Source organism: Enterobacter sp. IF2SW-B1 (genome assembly GCF_001743375.1).
Lineage (GTDB): Bacteria > Pseudomonadota > Gammaproteobacteria > Enterobacterales > Enterobacteriaceae > Enterobacter > Enterobacter bugandensis.
The window spans coordinates 227,135-241,234 of sequence record NZ_MJAA01000004.1; the positions used below are offsets into that span (position 1 = coordinate 227,135).

General features: G+C 54.4%; 12 protein-coding genes. 4 read left to right on the forward strand and 8 right to left on the reverse strand.

Annotated elements, in window-relative coordinates; translation table 11 throughout:
• Position 1: 1 nt before the first annotated feature.
• From A6013_RS11100 to A6013_RS11115, 4 genes are all read right to left on the reverse strand, one after another.
• Positions 2-2,557: a fimbrial outer membrane usher protein gene (locus A6013_RS11100; protein ID WP_370738832.1), complete on the reverse strand. Its 2,556-nt coding sequence runs from the start codon at positions 2,555-2,557 to the stop codon at positions 2-4.
• Complete coding sequence (locus A6013_RS11105; protein ID WP_049136347.1) at positions 2,541-3,302, reverse strand: fimbria/pilus periplasmic chaperone; 762 nt, start codon at positions 3,300-3,302, stop codon at positions 2,541-2,543. Before A6013_RS11105 ends, A6013_RS11100 begins: the two co-directional genes overlap by 17 nt.
• A gap of 120 nt (positions 3,303-3,422) precedes the next feature.
• On the reverse strand, positions 3,423-3,959 hold the full coding sequence (locus tag A6013_RS11110; RefSeq protein ID WP_047367856.1) for a fimbrial protein: 537 nt from the start codon (positions 3,957-3,959) through the stop codon (positions 3,423-3,425).
• A gap of 418 nt (positions 3,960-4,377) precedes the next feature.
• Positions 4,378-5,196 (reverse strand): winged helix-turn-helix domain-containing protein, encoded by an 819-nt coding sequence (locus tag A6013_RS11115; protein WP_157859378.1) that lies wholly within the window; start codon positions 5,194-5,196, stop codon positions 4,378-4,380.
• A 962-nt stretch (positions 5,197-6,158) separates the two neighbouring features.
• Here A6013_RS11115 and A6013_RS11120 point away from each other — a divergent pair.
• From A6013_RS11120 to A6013_RS11130, 3 genes are all read left to right on the forward strand, one after another.
• Entirely contained in the window at positions 6,159-6,854 is a 696-nt protein-coding gene (locus A6013_RS11120) for an EAL domain-containing protein (RefSeq protein WP_082131804.1), read from the forward strand.
• Positions 6,855-7,063: 209 nt separating this feature from the next.
• A complete protein-coding gene (locus A6013_RS11125) occupies positions 7,064-8,377 on the forward strand; it encodes an MFS transporter (RefSeq protein ID WP_045260367.1) in 1,314 nt (437 codons plus the stop codon).
• Complete coding sequence (locus tag A6013_RS11130; RefSeq protein ID WP_069733056.1) at positions 8,374-9,162, forward strand: substrate-binding domain-containing protein; 789 nt, start codon at positions 8,374-8,376, stop codon at positions 9,160-9,162. Before A6013_RS11125 ends, A6013_RS11130 begins: the two co-directional genes overlap by 4 nt.
• On the opposite strand, the gene A6013_RS11135 is transcribed toward A6013_RS11130, so the two are convergent.
• The 3 genes from A6013_RS11135 to A6013_RS25205 all read right to left on the reverse strand — a co-directional run bounded on the left by A6013_RS11135 (position 9,137) and on the right by A6013_RS25205 (position 11,799).
• A complete protein-coding gene (locus A6013_RS11135) occupies positions 9,137-10,036 on the reverse strand; it encodes a LysR family transcriptional regulator (protein WP_047367860.1) in 900 nt (299 codons plus the stop codon). The two genes, A6013_RS11130 and A6013_RS11135, sit on opposite strands and share 26 nt — an antisense overlap.
• A 90-nt stretch (positions 10,037-10,126) precedes the next feature.
• The gene (locus A6013_RS11140; protein ID WP_069733057.1) at positions 10,127-11,656 is read right to left on the reverse strand and encodes a cryptochrome/photolyase family protein; all 1,530 of its coding nucleotides are present in this window, start codon (positions 11,654-11,656) and stop codon (positions 10,127-10,129) included.
• A complete protein-coding gene (locus A6013_RS25205; protein WP_072001212.1) occupies positions 11,653-11,799 on the reverse strand; it encodes a DUF2256 domain-containing protein in 147 nt (48 codons plus the stop codon). Before A6013_RS25205 ends, A6013_RS11140 begins: the two co-directional genes overlap by 4 nt.
• Positions 11,800-11,988: 189 nt before the next feature.
• Here A6013_RS25205 and mtfA point away from each other — a divergent pair, with 189 nt between their 5' ends.
• Complete coding sequence (gene mtfA, locus A6013_RS11145; protein WP_045260370.1) at positions 11,989-12,786, forward strand: DgsA anti-repressor MtfA; 798 nt, start codon at positions 11,989-11,991, stop codon at positions 12,784-12,786.
• On the opposite strand, the gene A6013_RS11150 is transcribed toward mtfA, so the two are convergent.
• Positions 12,783-13,994 (reverse strand): MFS transporter, encoded by a 1,212-nt coding sequence (locus A6013_RS11150; protein WP_069733058.1) that lies wholly within the window; start codon positions 13,992-13,994, stop codon positions 12,783-12,785. The genes mtfA and A6013_RS11150 overlap by 4 nt on opposite strands.
• Positions 13,995-14,100: the final 106 nt, after the last annotated feature.

Genomic DNA, 14,100 nt, shown 5'->3' on the forward strand with positions numbered 1-14,100 from the left:
TTTAATTTTCCTTTTCACATATCTGGCTCAGGTAAACCAACGGCTCTGCGTTTCGCCCGGTAATTTGATACGGCACACGGCAGCGCTGGTCGCGCTCTTTGCCCCATTTCACGCGCAACACACCGGAGGCTTCCGGGACGCGGGCATAAATTTGGCCACCCTGCCCCACCATGCCAATCAATGTTCCCTCGGTATCCCGCACCTCCGCCCCCATTGGCGGTAGTTCTCCGTCACGGGTACTGAGAGTAATGAGAACGGCTTTGCCTTTCAGCGTGGCAAAGTCCACCCGGACCACTGCCCCCGCATAGGGCACGACGCGCTGACTTCCACCTTTCAGTTCGGCATCCGCCATCATAGTGCGCGAGTCCAGGCTGACGTTGTTGCTACGGTAAGGGGAAAGCGACGGCAGAATGGCGTAGCCAAACGCGTCAATAGTCGCCCCCTGTCCGTTCTGCACGCGCGCCCCCTGGGCACCATCGGCGTGTACCAGTGCGAACGTGTCGCTGGTATACGGCCCGAGCGTTAATCCTCCCGGATGTAGCACCAGTGTTCCGGATGCACCAAGCCCTGCCTGCCGGTAGTTATCCCCCTGGTCATAGCTGGCCTGTACGGACCCCACGCGGGTATTTTCCTGAACGTTTCCACCAAACGTCGTGGCGTTACCGCTGCTCCCATCCCGATAACGTTCATATCCGCCGTACACGGAGTACGATCTGTCACGACCGTCCCCTGCCGTGCCGGTTAGCGATACGGTCGAGGAGCGACTGGCGCGCGACTGGTTGTAGTTGTAAGCCACCGACGCCAGGTTGCTGCCCCAGTCCAGGGGGACCGACACGTTGAAGGAGACGGTATTTTCGGTGTATTTCTCTTTCGAACTGTCATCAACCGGCTCGCGAGTACTAGTATAAAAGCGTCCGTAGTCCCAGCTCGTCCGTTGTCTGGCTACGTTCATCCCATAGCTAATTCGTCGCCACTGATTGCTGTAGCCCAGCTGCAGCTGGGTCATACGCGACTGATTGCTATAGTAATCCGCCGTGCTGGCACTCAAATTAAGTACCCCCCAGCTTCCCATCGGCTGGCTGACCGTCGCCGTCAGTCGATTGCGCTGATGCAGGGTATCTGAATAGTACTCCGTACCGCTTTTCTGCTGGCGGCGAACGCCCAGCACATCCTCCAGATCGCGATAACCACTCGTCGAATAGCGGTATGCGGCAAGCACGAGGTTAGTGCCTGCCGTAAACGTCTTGCTGTAGCTGATTTCTGCACGCCATCCCTGCTGCCGGTCATCATTTTCAACCAGGGCATCAGACCAGGTGGCATTCAGACCAATTGCACCGATTTCAGTCGCCAGCACGCCCCCTGCCAGAAAAGCCGTGTAGTCCTTTGCCACGCGCAGGCCGAGGTTGCTGGTGACTTCATTGCTCAGCCCTCGCTGTAACACGCCTTCCAGGAAGGTGTTTTCAATACTGTAGTACTGACGAACGCGTCCGAATGAGAGGCCGTATTGCCAGTTGCCCGGACGCACGGAATCAGGCACAGCGGAATAAGGCACGGTAAAACGGGATGTTTTTCCGCTGGCCTCAATGACCTCAACTTCAAGATCCCCCTGACTGCGGGTGTTGTATAAGTCGTTGATAACGAAGGGTCCAGGCGGAACGTTGGTTTCATAAATGACGTTATTTAGCTGCTTAATCACCACGTGTGCGCTGCTGGATGCAACGCCCCTGACTTCCGGAGCATAGCCCCTCTTCCCCTGCGGCCACATGCGTTCATCGGTTGCCAGTTTCACCCCATTGAACGAGAGGCTGCCAAAGAGGCTGCTGTCGGTATAGTTATCCCCCAGCGCCAGCACGCTATCGATCGGTTCGATGGGACGCTGTACCCAGGTTCGAACCGCGTTATAACTCGAATCGCTTCCACTTATGCTGCTGTCCGCATAGCGCAGATTTCCCTGATGTCGAACCTGCCACAGCCCAAGGTTGGTTCCGGCATTGATGCCGCTCCACAAATAGTGATAGCGGTAGCGAGTGTCTGTATTTTCCGTGAACGTGTAGCGGGTGTTATGCCGCAAAAAGATCGCCGCCATCCCCGCGTCCCATTCACTTACCGGAATATAGCCGCGAGGCGTACGCTGGAGTTCCGTCATCGGAATAGCCAGCTGAAGGCGCAGTGAGGCCTGGTCAAACAGCCAGGTTGCATGTTCAGCCCACTCACTCAAAAGGCGACACGCTGTCCCCTCATCGCGGTCTGCTGCTTTCAGTTTTGCGGCCTGCATGAGCGATTTGCCCAGACAAGGTTCAGGATCGCGACCATCTGCTTTAGCGCGGAAGACGATCTTTTCTTCGCTTTTCACCAGCGTATTGTTGACGTATACATCCACCAGATAACGTCCGGGTGCGACCTGATGCCGGTTAAACTGCTCCAGATCCATGCCCCAGGACGAGCCCTGCAGCAGTGAAGAGTCAAAAACATATTCTTTCGCCTCCACCAGCCCCGTGCAGCTCAACGAGATACACAGCGCCAGCAGATTGCGACGAAACTCAGGGGTACGAGACAGGGTAGTGCCCATTGATCCGTGCTCCCTGATCGTTAACAAGCCATACCCTGACCGTACCGTTTCCCACGGTTTTGGTTTTCCAGTTGTTAAACCAAAACGTTTGACGATCGAAAGGCGCTACCGTATCAGCTGTGAGGGTATGCTTTTTCCCCCCCGCCTCAGCCTCAATGAGGGTTAATGACGCATACCACGGCTGCGGGTTCTCTATGGAAATCCCATATCCCTTTTGCGCATCGAAAGTGGTGTTGACCCGCAGCCCGTTCAGCTGATTTTTTGGGGAGCCAATGCCAGCTGGCCGGTAAATCACTTTTACCCGGGTACGTAGCATGACCAGCATTCTGTTCTGCCCTTTTTCACTCTCGAGATTCGAGGGTGGGACCTGGAGCGCATTGAACCAGTACAGGGATTCCCGATCCTGCGGTAAATCGCGCGCGCCGGTATGGGTCACGCGGATAACTTGTCCCGCTTTCGCCTGGATTCGAAACACGGGAGGGGTCGTCAGAAAAGGGATTTTCGCGCCCTCAGCCGGAGTCGCGTTAACATTACCTTCGTCAAACCAGGTTTGAATCACGTAAGGAATGTCATCATTATTCTTGAGCTGCACGTCAACGGACGAGGCCCCGGCAGGATAAATAATCCGGCTGCCCAGTATCGTGACGCTTGCGGATGCGGTGTTTGCCAGCATCAGTACACATATCAAATAAGTCAGGTACTGAGCGATACGCTGAAGATGTGCGCTTATCATTATTAACAACTCCGGGGTCGAATGAACCTGGTGTGGCGAGACCCTGACTGCAATGCGCTGAGTGGAATGTGCACGTTTGCATCCTGCAAAACGTGCACACGTTAGTTCCAGTGCGGCCTGTTACTGATAGGAAACGGCATATTGCAGCGTGGCCTCTACCGTACCCGCCGTCGCCGCTGCGTTGGCGTAATACTGCGCGGTATAGGTAGCGGAGGCGTCCGTCTGGTTCGCGGCCAGCTTGAGGTCGCCATTACCGGTAAAGCCATTGCTCAGGTTCACAACGGCATTGGCGGTATCCAGGATCTGGACTTCAACGTTCTTCGCGGTGCCGGTGTTGCCAAGGTTGCCGTTAGACGTCACCTGATTACCGACAAACACCGTCGAGATTTTCGTTTCCCCACTGGCGTTGCCCGTGCAGCCGCTTACCCCGATATCAAACGTGACCGATCCCACAGTATCACCGCTGGCGGCAAGATCGGAGGCGCTGACCGTTGGCAATAACACCACCGGAGAGGCGCTGTTACCGTTTACGGCAACTGAACAGGTTTCATCCGTCACCTCCCCCTGGAAGGTGATGGTGTTGTCAGACGCAGCAAAAGCCCCACCAGAGACCAGTGACGCCCCCAGAACTAACGCAATAATATTTTTCTTGTTCATAACGCTTATTCCTGTTTTATCAATTGAACCGATAATGAAAACTTCCTTTTTTACAGACAAACCGGTCATATGAAATTGAACGCCAAATAAAGGCGAACGCGTAAACCCTGCCCGATGAGCTGCAGGAACAAATCTATACGAAAATCCCTATTACAAAAATAATTAACCATTAAATCGCAAATCTTAAGATTATAATTCTACAGATGAAGTAATTTAATGTGAGATTAAGTTTTTTATGCCAGTCGCGTCATAATTGCAGTGATTACTTATGCGCCAGCGAGGGAGAAAAAAAAGAAATTATGCTTTTCTCAAGATTTTGAATGAGAAAAGGATGTTGATTCTCTGGGAGAATTAAACCGGTGATCGGGAGGGAAGATTAAATTCCCGGCGAATACCGGGAAAATAAAGGATAATGCGCTCAACGTGGTGGCAATAACCCCCAGCATATCTCCTCTTTGCCGTCACTCAACATGCCGCAACGCATAAAATAGAGACGCGAGAGATTGGAAGAATACGTTTTGAACGTACTGCTTTTGATGATCAGGACATACTCATTACTCTTACAGACGGGGTTAAGCTTTACCGCTAAATCCATCACGACCTTCTTTACGTCAGGATTGGTTATACTGTCCAGCGCCTGTTCAGACATCATGACCTTACAGGAGCCAGCATTTCCCATGTAAATCTCATTACGTTCAACGGGCTTACTGGCAACCCAGAATCCTGCTGCCCCGCCCAGCGCCACAACAGCGAAAAAAAGCACCAGCTGATTTACTATTCCTGTTTTCATCGTACGCCAGCGTGATACTTCGCCCGCGCTGCTTTCGGCAGTTTTGCCTTTTAGTAAACGTCCGTTGGCAATATAAGCGGTTTCGGTTTCTGAAGGGGCCCCCATGATGACGTCAACCGGCTCTGAGCATTTTTCGATGTCAACGTGCTGATGCAGCATAAAGCCTATTTTGGGTACGGTGACAATCACCTCCTCATCCATGCCAAGATTCTTCATAATCTTACGTAACTTGCTTACGCACTGGTTAAGATTATTGTTGCTGGAAACCATGCCATAGTCGTCCCAGACTTTCTTAAATATTACTTCCCTTTTTATTGCCTCTCCCTTATGGGCAATAAGCAACAATAAAAGTCTCTTCGTAGGGTTTGAGATTTGAATCAACTCATCCTGAGAACCTTCGAGGCCCAGTGTACTCATATCTGAGTCAAATATTATCTGCTTATTCATTATAAATTTCATATGCATAAACTCTTATTAAGTAAGTTTTCCTCCGGGCATGCGCGAAATGGCTCCTGACGCGTTACCTCGCTTGGGCACGTGACGCAGATCATTTTTAATATTTTCATCTTGTTAAGTTTATTTTTTTTGCGAAGTCCAGGATACATTACACAGTGCAGGCCCCATAGTCAGAATTTTGTACTGTATCATAGACAAGTTATCGCATCATTTACTAAAAACAACAAAAATTTAATATTTTAATCTTGAAAAATATTAATAAATTTTAATCGCCTTACCCGACTCTATTTCAGCAATCAGGAATATTCAGGAATAATCAGAATTATTAAATTAAGAAAGGGGCATATCTGAACGCTGAACGTGTACTCAACACTATAACCCTGAAAGTAAAATTAATTAATATTCAACAAGTTAAACATTGCGGTGGTTATTTTGATACATCGCATGAATCATCTTTAAGGTGAGAAAAAACTGAAAATACAGTTTAAAATTGATCCAAATCAAATTTAGGTGAGATTTATCCTTAAAAATCACATCATAAATACAGCTCAGACCTCACATCGCTCATTCGCCTCAACAAACCTGTCGAAAATTCAGTCGGATATAAGAAAAGATCGCCTGTATACCCACAATATCATCTTCCGTTCTGACGTTTTGGCTCCTGTGATTAAGGCGATTAAAAATAGCGCAATTGTACTTTGATGGCCGGTTAAATATTTACAATTCTTTCGGACTTTTTTAATTACACTACTGAGCAGACTGACTAACTTAACTCAAAAACAACAAATGATGAACAAGGGATAAACAGACGCAGAAAAACATTAAACAGGCCGATAAAAGGCATCCAGACCAGTATAAAAAACTATTTTTACACTGTTAACAAAGATTAACACCATTAAATAAAGGGAGAGATATAGAATTAATCACCTATAAAATCTCACACTCACGTCGTCATGAAACGTTTTACTATTCGACTGCAGCCCATAATGTCACTCACTACGAGGCAACTCTGTGGATATGAAGTGCTGTCTGAGCCTCCCACTGAGGTCAATATTACAGAGTGGTTTGAACAGTGCTCATCCGCCCAACTCCTGCAGTTGAGAACGTGGCAGCTCAGGATGCTTGAAAGTCAAAAAATCACCGTAAAGCTCTTTGTTAACCTCACCACAGCCATTCTCGCCAGCGAAGAGGGGACCGCGGCGCTTCTGCAAGGCCCTTTACCGGGGGTCGTTGAGCTTCAGGACCCAATGGCAATCGCCCGTCTTGATGCGACCAGGCTCGCATTACTGGATAAAAATCTCCGGCGGCTTCGGCATGCCGGTATGGAGGTCTGGCTCGATGATTATCTCAGCGACTATGGCAGTACGCTTGCCGATAGCGGGCTGGAATTCGATGGGGTGAAACTCGACTGCGCTGCATTCCAGCAGTATCGCAACGATAGCGCGGGTTTAGCGCACCTGATCGCTGAAGCACGACGTTTCGGAACGTTCGTCCTTGCGGAAGGGGTTGAGAGTCAGCGAGACGTCAGAGCGGCATTGCTGGCGGGGGCCGATCTGGCGCAGGGATTTTACTGGCCGGAGAAAAAAATCCATGCGGTGCAGGCCCCGTCGGTTCAAACCGTCCAGAGACAAATGCGCAATGTCACATAACCGTAATAGCAAAATGCCGCCCTCCTATCGTAACCATATAATTAAATAGATGTTAACTTATTGTAAATTATAGTCATCCAGCTACACCATGAAGGATTGATGCATGTCACGCATCAGCTTATGTGTAATTTGCGCTTATTAATTTTCCCTCACTGATCCAGTTTTCAGAAACAGACGCGTAAAACGTCAACAATAAACTGGAGATAACCATGTTTTCCTCAACCTCACCTGCAACCGTACGCTCTAAGGCGGGCGCGATACTTCGCGTGACGTCCGGCAACTTTCTTGAACAATTCGATTTCTTTCTTTTCGGCTTCTACGCCACCTACATCGCCCACACGTTCTTCCCGGCGAGCAGTGAATTTGCGTCGCTGATGATGACCTTCGCGGTCTTCGGCGCGGGCTTCTTGATGCGTCCAGTCGGGGCCATTGTGCTGGGGGCTTATATTGACAAGGTCGGTCGCCGCAAAGGGCTGATCGTGACGCTTTCCATCATGGCGGCAGGCACCTTCCTGATCGTGCTGATCCCGTCCTATCAAAGCATCGGGCTTTGGGCACCGTTGCTGGTACTGACGGGCCGTCTGCTGCAGGGCTTTTCCGCCGGTGCGGAGCTTGGAGGCGTCTCGGTCTATCTCGCTGAAATCGCCACGCCGGGCCGCAAAGGGTTCTATACCAGCTGGCAGTCCGGCAGCCAGCAGGTTGCCATTATGGTCGCCGCGGCGATGGGCTTTGCCCTGAACGCGCTGATGGAAGAGAGCGCCATTCGTGAATGGGGCTGGCGCATACCGTTCCTGTTCGGCTGTTTAATCGTGCCGTTTATCTTTTTCCTGCGCCGCAAGCTGGAGGAGACGGAAGAGTTCAGCGCACGCCGCCATCATCTGGAGATGCGTCAGGTCTTTAAAACGCTGCTTGGCAACTGGCAGGTGGTGGTCGCGGGCATGCTGATGGTGGCGATGACCACCACCGCGTTCTACCTGATCACCGTCTACGCGCCAACCTTCGGCAAAAAAGTGCTAATGCTGAGCGCCTCGGACAGCCTGCTGGTCACGCTGCTGGTTGCGATCTCTAACTTCATCTGGCTGCCGGTGGGCGGCGCGCTGTCGGACCGCTTCGGGCGTAAACCGGTGCTGATTGCCATGACCCTGCTGGCGCTGGCCAGCAGCTATCCGGCCCTGACGCTGCTGGCTGATGCGCCAAGCTTCTCCATGATGCTGAGCGTCCTGCTGTGGCTCTCCTTCCTGTACGGGCTGTATAACGGTGCGATGATCCCAGCGCTGACGGAAATTATGCCCGCTGAAGTCCGCGTGGCAGGGTTCTCTCTGGCTTACAGCCTCGCAACGGCGATCTTCGGCGGCTTTACCCCGGTGATGTCCACCGCGCTGATTGAATACACCGGTGACAAAGCCTCGCCGGGCTACTGGATGAGCTTCGCCGCGGTGTGTGCCCTGCTGGCAACCCTCTACCTCTACCGTCGTCGCGCGGTTTCGGTGCAAAACACCGTTAAGTCGCAGGAGGCCGCATGACTCGCACTTCTCGTTATGCCGCCACCGCGCTGATGCTGACGTTCCTGAGCGCCAATGCCTGCGCTCAGGAGGTGAAAGTGATGATTTCAGGCGGTTTCAAAGCCGCCCTTGAAAAGCTGGCACCGGAATATGAACGCCAGACCGGCGATACCATCGTGATTATTCCCGGTCCGTCAATGGGCGCTACGCCGCAGGCGATCCCAAACCGGCTCGCGCGCGGCGAGAAAGCCGACGTGGTGATTATGGTGGGCGATGCGCTGGCGAAGCTCGAAAAAACCAGCCAGACCCAGCCGGGTTCGCGAACCGAACTTGCGGACTCCCCCGTCGGAATGGTGGTGAAAAAAGGGGCGGATGTCCCTGATATCAGCAGCGAGGCGACGCTACGTAACGCGCTGCTTCAGGCCAGCTCCATCGCCTACTCAGACAGCGCCAGCGGCAGGTATGTCAGCCAGACGTTGTTTAAAAAGCTGGGGATTGAAAAGGAGGCGGCGGCTAAAGCAACGATGGTCGAACGCATTCCGGTTGCTTCGGAAGTGGCAAAAGGGAAATACGCCGTGGGCTTCCAGCAGGTGAGCGAGCTGCTGCCGGTTCAGGGCGTCACCTTTATCGGTAAAATCCCGGATAATCTGCAGTACATCACGCGCTTCGCAGGCGCGGTCACCCGTCACGCAGAGCATCCCGCGGAGGGGAAAGCGCTGCTGACCTATCTCGCCTCACCGCCCTCACGCGCCGTCATCGAGAAGACGGGGATGATCCCCGTTACGTCCGGCGATACCGCTCGGTGATCTCTTTTTCCAGTTCAGCCGCGATATAAGACTGGATGCGCCCCCGGCGCCGGATAAGCCCAACGGTACGTTTCACTTCCGGCGCCACCAGCGGCAGATGCGTCAGCGGCGTATGCTCTGAGGTCGGCATCGACATGGCGGGAACGGCGGCAATGCCGATCCCCGCCTCTACCATACCGAGCATCGTGGTGACGTGGCGCGTTTCGCAGACGCTGGGGCGCTCGGGAATGATATCCCCCAGCATCCGATCCAGCAGGTTGCGGTTCCCCGACGTTTTGTCGAGGGAGATATAGTCCTGCTGGTAAAACGCCTGCCAGGTCAGGTGGCTCTTCTGCGCCAGCGGGTGGTCCTTTCTGCACGCCACAACGTAGACATCCTCCACCAGCGGGAAAAATTCAATTTCAGACGGCAAGTTTCCTGCAAAGCAGATGCCAAAATCCGCCTGGCTTCGGGCCACGGCGTCAATCACATTCCCCGCGCTGCTGTCGATGAGCTTAATGCGAACGCGCGGAAAGCGGGACTGAAAGCGACGGATCACATCAGGCATAAAGTAACAGGCGGCGGAAGGTACCGCGGCGACCGTAATCAGCCCCGTCCGCTCTTCACTGGCCTTATCGACATCCGCCAGCATTGATTCTACGTTGTCGAGCAGCTGTGCTGAGCGTTCAGCAAAGTTTTGCCCGTATAACGTCAGGGCGACGCGGCGGGTGGTTCGGTCAAACAGCCTGGTTCCCAGCGCGGCTTCCAGCTTTTCGATCCTGCGGCTCAGCGCCGACTGGGATATGCAGATTGATTCAGCGGCGACACGGAAGTTACCGTATTCCACTAACGCCCTGAAGGCATAGAGATCGTTAAGGTCGAAATTCACGGGCATAGCGTCTGGATGTCCTGTCAGGGAAAGCAACAAAGTCAAAAATAATAGCGTCTTATTGACCTTCCGCAACCGGCGCGGTGTTGAAATAGGTCAGAGGTCGTTGAGATTGAGGCGAATGCGCCCGGCCTGGTCCGCAATCGCCTGCCGTTCCTCTTCCTTCATATCCGCAAGCTGTTTATAGACAATGCCCAGGCGGGGATTGTTACCGAGGCGCGCCCGGTTGCGCGCAAAGAAATCCCAGTAGAGGGCATTGAACGGGCACGCCAGCTCTCCGGTGCGCTGGTTGTGCTGGTACCGACATCCCTGACAGTAATTACTCATCTTATGAATGTAGGATGCGCTTGAGACATAGGGCTTACTGGCCAGTAACCCGCCATCGCCAAACTGGCTCATGCCGAGAGTATTGGGCAGCTCCACCCATTCAAACGCATCAATATAGACCCCCAGATACCACTCATGAACCTCCTGCGGCGACAGGCCGCTGAGCAGACTAAAGTTCCCGATCACCATCAGGCGCTGGATATGGTGGGCGTAAGCCTCGGTAAGCGATTGCCCAACGGCATGCGCCAGGCAGCGCATCTGCGTTTTGCCCGTCCAGAACCAGTCCGGCAGCGGAGCGTGCTGCTCCAGGGCATTCAGCTCGCGATAGCCCGGCATTTGCGACCAGTAGATCCCGCGCACGTACTCCCGCCAGCCGAGAATTTGTCGGATAAACCCTTCAACGGCAGGCAGCGGCGCGTGGCCAGAACGCCATGTCTGCTGGGCGGCGGCCACTACTTCCCGGGGATTAAGCATTTTGGTATTCAGCGCAAAAGAAATTAACGAATGAAAAAGAAAAGGTTCCTCCGCGTGCATCGCATCCTGCCAGTTTCCAAACTGCGGGAGCACGTGAGAAATAAACGCATCCAGACTGGCTTTGGCTTCCGAACGGTTGAGCGGCCAGCGAAAATTGTCGGCCTGCGGTTCGCCGAAGGTCTTTACGCCGCAGCGTTGGATCTCTGCCCACAAGGCTGAACGATCGTGGCGGGGGCGCGAGTCACCCGGTGCGGGCGGCTCGCCGGACCAGCGCCTGCGGTTTTCAGCATCATAATTCCATTTCCCCCCTTCCGGCTCGCCTTCAGAGGTCAAGAGAATCCCGTGCCGACGGCGCATTTCCCGATAAAAGTATTCCATTCGCCAGCTTTTACGCGACGCAAAAAACGCGCTTACCGCGTCCCGGGGGGTGAAAAAATGCTCGCTGCTGACGCAGGCTGTTTCGACGGACGCTGTTTTCGCCCACGCCTGCAGCTGCTTATCAAGACGCCATTCGTCGGGCTCCTGCCACAACACCCTTCCGGCGCTGTAATGCGTAACAAGCGCGTTGAGATTGTCTTCCAGCGCGCCGCGGTTTGAACCGTCAGAGAGCCGGACATACCTTACCCGATGCCCCTTCTCTTTCAACGCTGAGGCAAACGCCCGCATGGCGGCGAAGATAGCGATAACTTTCTGGGCATGATGCAGCACGTATGCGGTTTCCGCCCGCAGCTCCAGCATCACGTAAATGACGTTTGGGTTGCGGGTATCAAACCAGCTGTGATGCGGATTAAGCTGATCGCCCAGGATCAGGCGCAGCTCGGTCAACGGTGGCTCCTGCGGCAACGCTCGGAACAGTATTTGACCTCATCCCAGCATTTCGCCCATTTTTTGCGCCACGTCATGGGCCGCTGGCAGTGCACACACAGCCGACTGGGCAGGTCCTGCTTGTTGCCTTTGAAATCGCTCATCTTTTCAATACCGTACTGATTTATTCACCCCACCTGCGGATAAAGGCTACGACAGACGTCACAAAATGAAGGTGATGCCTGCAAAGCGCTACCCACCGCTACGTACGAAATGATAGTTTATTCGGGCTGTAAGTGTTGCAATGATAACGTTCCCCTTTGTGTTCAAGTGACGAGTTTGCGAGCAAAGCGATGATTAAGTGGCCCTGGAAAACGAATGAGGCTGGCCGGGATATGGCGCTGCCGTGGGATGACGCGCTGGCGATCCCTGTTCTGGCGAATCTTAAGCCGGATGAACAATCGAAACTGGTTCAGATGGCGGATCGTTTTTTGCAGCAAAAACGTCTGGTACCGCTGCAGGGGTTCGAGCTTGATCCGCTGAAAAACGCCCGCATCGCCCTGCTTTTCTGCCTGCCGGTGCTGGAGCTCGGCATTGAGTGGCTGGACGGTTTTCATGAAGTGCTGATTTATCCTGCACCGTTCGTCGTCGATGACGAGTGGGAGGATGATATCGGGCTGGTACACAACCAGCGGGTGGTGCAGTCCGGACAAAGCTGGCAGCAGGGGCCAATTATCCTCAACTGGCTCGACATTCAGGACTCGTTCGACGCCTCAGGCTTTAATCTGATTATTCACGAGGTGGCGCATAAGCTTGATACCCGCAACGGCGATCGCGCCAGCGGCGTGCCTTTTATTCCGCTACGTGAAGTCGCAGGATGGGAGCACGACCTGCACGCAGCGATGGATAACATCCAGGATGAGATCGATCTGGTGGGCGAAAGCGCGGCCAGCATTGATGCCTATGCGGCAACTGACCCCGCCGAGTGCTTTGCGGTGCTCTCGGAGTACTTCTTCAGCGCCCCCGAACTCTTCGCGCCCCGTTTCCCGGCGCTGTGGCAGCGTTTCAGCCAGTTTTATCAGCAGGATCCGCTCCAGCGCCTGCGGCAAAATGAGGGCGCTGGCGGCCCTTCATCCCACCACGTCCATTAATTTTTTTCGACAGGGGTATGCTCGGTTAACCGTACCCCGATGCTCAGCGCTAAAAACAGCGCCGCCACGCCAAAGGCCGCCGTGGTTAAATAGTGTTCGCCGAAAAAGCGCGTCACAACGGGCACCAGCAGCGCGCTGACGCCATAGCCCAGCGTGTGGCTGGTCGCAATAGCGCCCGCCCCCTTCCCCGTGGTCAGGCGATCGTTCAGCAGCAGCTGATAGCCCGGCGTTGCCATTGCCGCGCCGAGCGAAGTGATAGCAATCCCCACATAGAACAGCGCCAGTTCGGCGATACACATTAGCGCCAGCCCAGCCACCATCAGCACCGCCGCCATGCAAAGCAGGGTCAGCGGGCTGAAATGCTGCGGACGAACCACCAGGAACTGCGCCGCGAGCGTAGCCAGCGCGGCCAGGCTCAGCAGGAGCGCAACATGATGGCTGATATCCCGGGCGTTGCCGTCCAGCAAGGGGCTGAGGTGCGGTGACAGGCCGAGCTGCATCAGGCTCACCAGCGCCGCCAGCAGCATCGCCAGCAGCAGGAACGGCAGCATGGACATCTGCAGACGGGTCGCCTGGTGTGCCACCGGCGGCAGCGGCGGATCCGCCACCTCGCGCAGCACCAGCAGCAGAGCGATTAACGGCGCGATCGCCATCAGCCAGAGCGGCGCGACCGGGTTAACGCTGAGCATCAGCGCCGCCAGCGGAGGCCCCAGCAGGCGGCCGCAGCTGAGGCCGGAACTGATGGTTGCCAGCGCCGCCATGCGTTTATCCAGGCCCGCACGCTGAATGGCCCACGTCTGCGCGGCAGGCACCATGCCCGACACCGTCAGGCCATATAGCAGACGCGAGAGGATCAGCCCCGCCAGCCCCCAGGTGCTTTCCAGCCTCCCTGCCGCCATCGCCCAGACCACCAGCGCCATGACGCCAAAGCTGGCGAGATAGCCGCTGAGGGAGGCCACCATAACGACCTTACAGCCGCGGCGCTCGCTCTGGCGTCCCCACCAGGGGGACGCGGGTAAAAAAAGCATGGAGCCGAACATCAGCAGCCCGGCCCAGACCGAGAGTGAAAGTCCGGTCAGGGTCACCAGCTGCGGAAGCATGACCAGCAAACCGTTTTGCCCGATGCCCAGCAGGCCCGCGCAGAGCGCCAGGGGCCAGTTGGCTTTGGAGGTGATATTTTCGGTCAACGTTTCAGAATCAGCGCGCATGAGAATGTGAACATAGTGTCAATAAATGTGTGGAAAATATGAAGTTAATGAAAACAAATATTGCAAAAATAGTTGCCACTGTAAACAGAATGAATATCATAACGAG

What these genes read in the sequence shown, in the direction of transcription:
- A6013_RS11150 (WP_069733058.1), bottom strand. Translation starts at nt 13,994, where the DNA reads ATGCGCGCTGATTCTGAAACGTTGACCGAAAATATCACCTCCAAAGCC.
- mtfA (WP_045260370.1), top strand. Translation starts at nt 11,989, where the DNA reads ATGATTAAGTGGCCCTGGAAAACGAATGAGGCTGGCCGGGATATGGCG.
- A6013_RS11135 (WP_047367860.1), bottom strand. Translation starts at nt 10,036, where the DNA reads ATGCCCGTGAATTTCGACCTTAACGATCTCTATGCCTTCAGGGCGTTA.
- A6013_RS11110 (WP_047367856.1), bottom strand. Translation starts at nt 3,959, where the DNA reads ATGAACAAGAAAAATATTATTGCGTTAGTTCTGGGGGCGTCACTGGTC.
- A6013_RS25205 (WP_072001212.1), bottom strand. Translation starts at nt 11,799, where the DNA reads ATGAGCGATTTCAAAGGCAACAAGCAGGACCTGCCCAGTCGGCTGTGT.
- A6013_RS11125 (WP_045260367.1), top strand. Translation starts at nt 7,064, where the DNA reads ATGTTTTCCTCAACCTCACCTGCAACCGTACGCTCTAAGGCGGGCGCG.
- A6013_RS11120 (WP_082131804.1), top strand. Translation starts at nt 6,159, where the DNA reads ATGAAACGTTTTACTATTCGACTGCAGCCCATAATGTCACTCACTACG.
- A6013_RS11130 (WP_069733056.1), top strand. Translation starts at nt 8,374, where the DNA reads ATGACTCGCACTTCTCGTTATGCCGCCACCGCGCTGATGCTGACGTTC.
- A6013_RS11115 (WP_157859378.1), bottom strand. Translation starts at nt 5,196, where the DNA reads ATGAATAAGCAGATAATATTTGACTCAGATATGAGTACACTGGGCCTC.
- A6013_RS11105 (WP_049136347.1), bottom strand. Translation starts at nt 3,302, where the DNA reads ATGATAAGCGCACATCTTCAGCGTATCGCTCAGTACCTGACTTATTTG.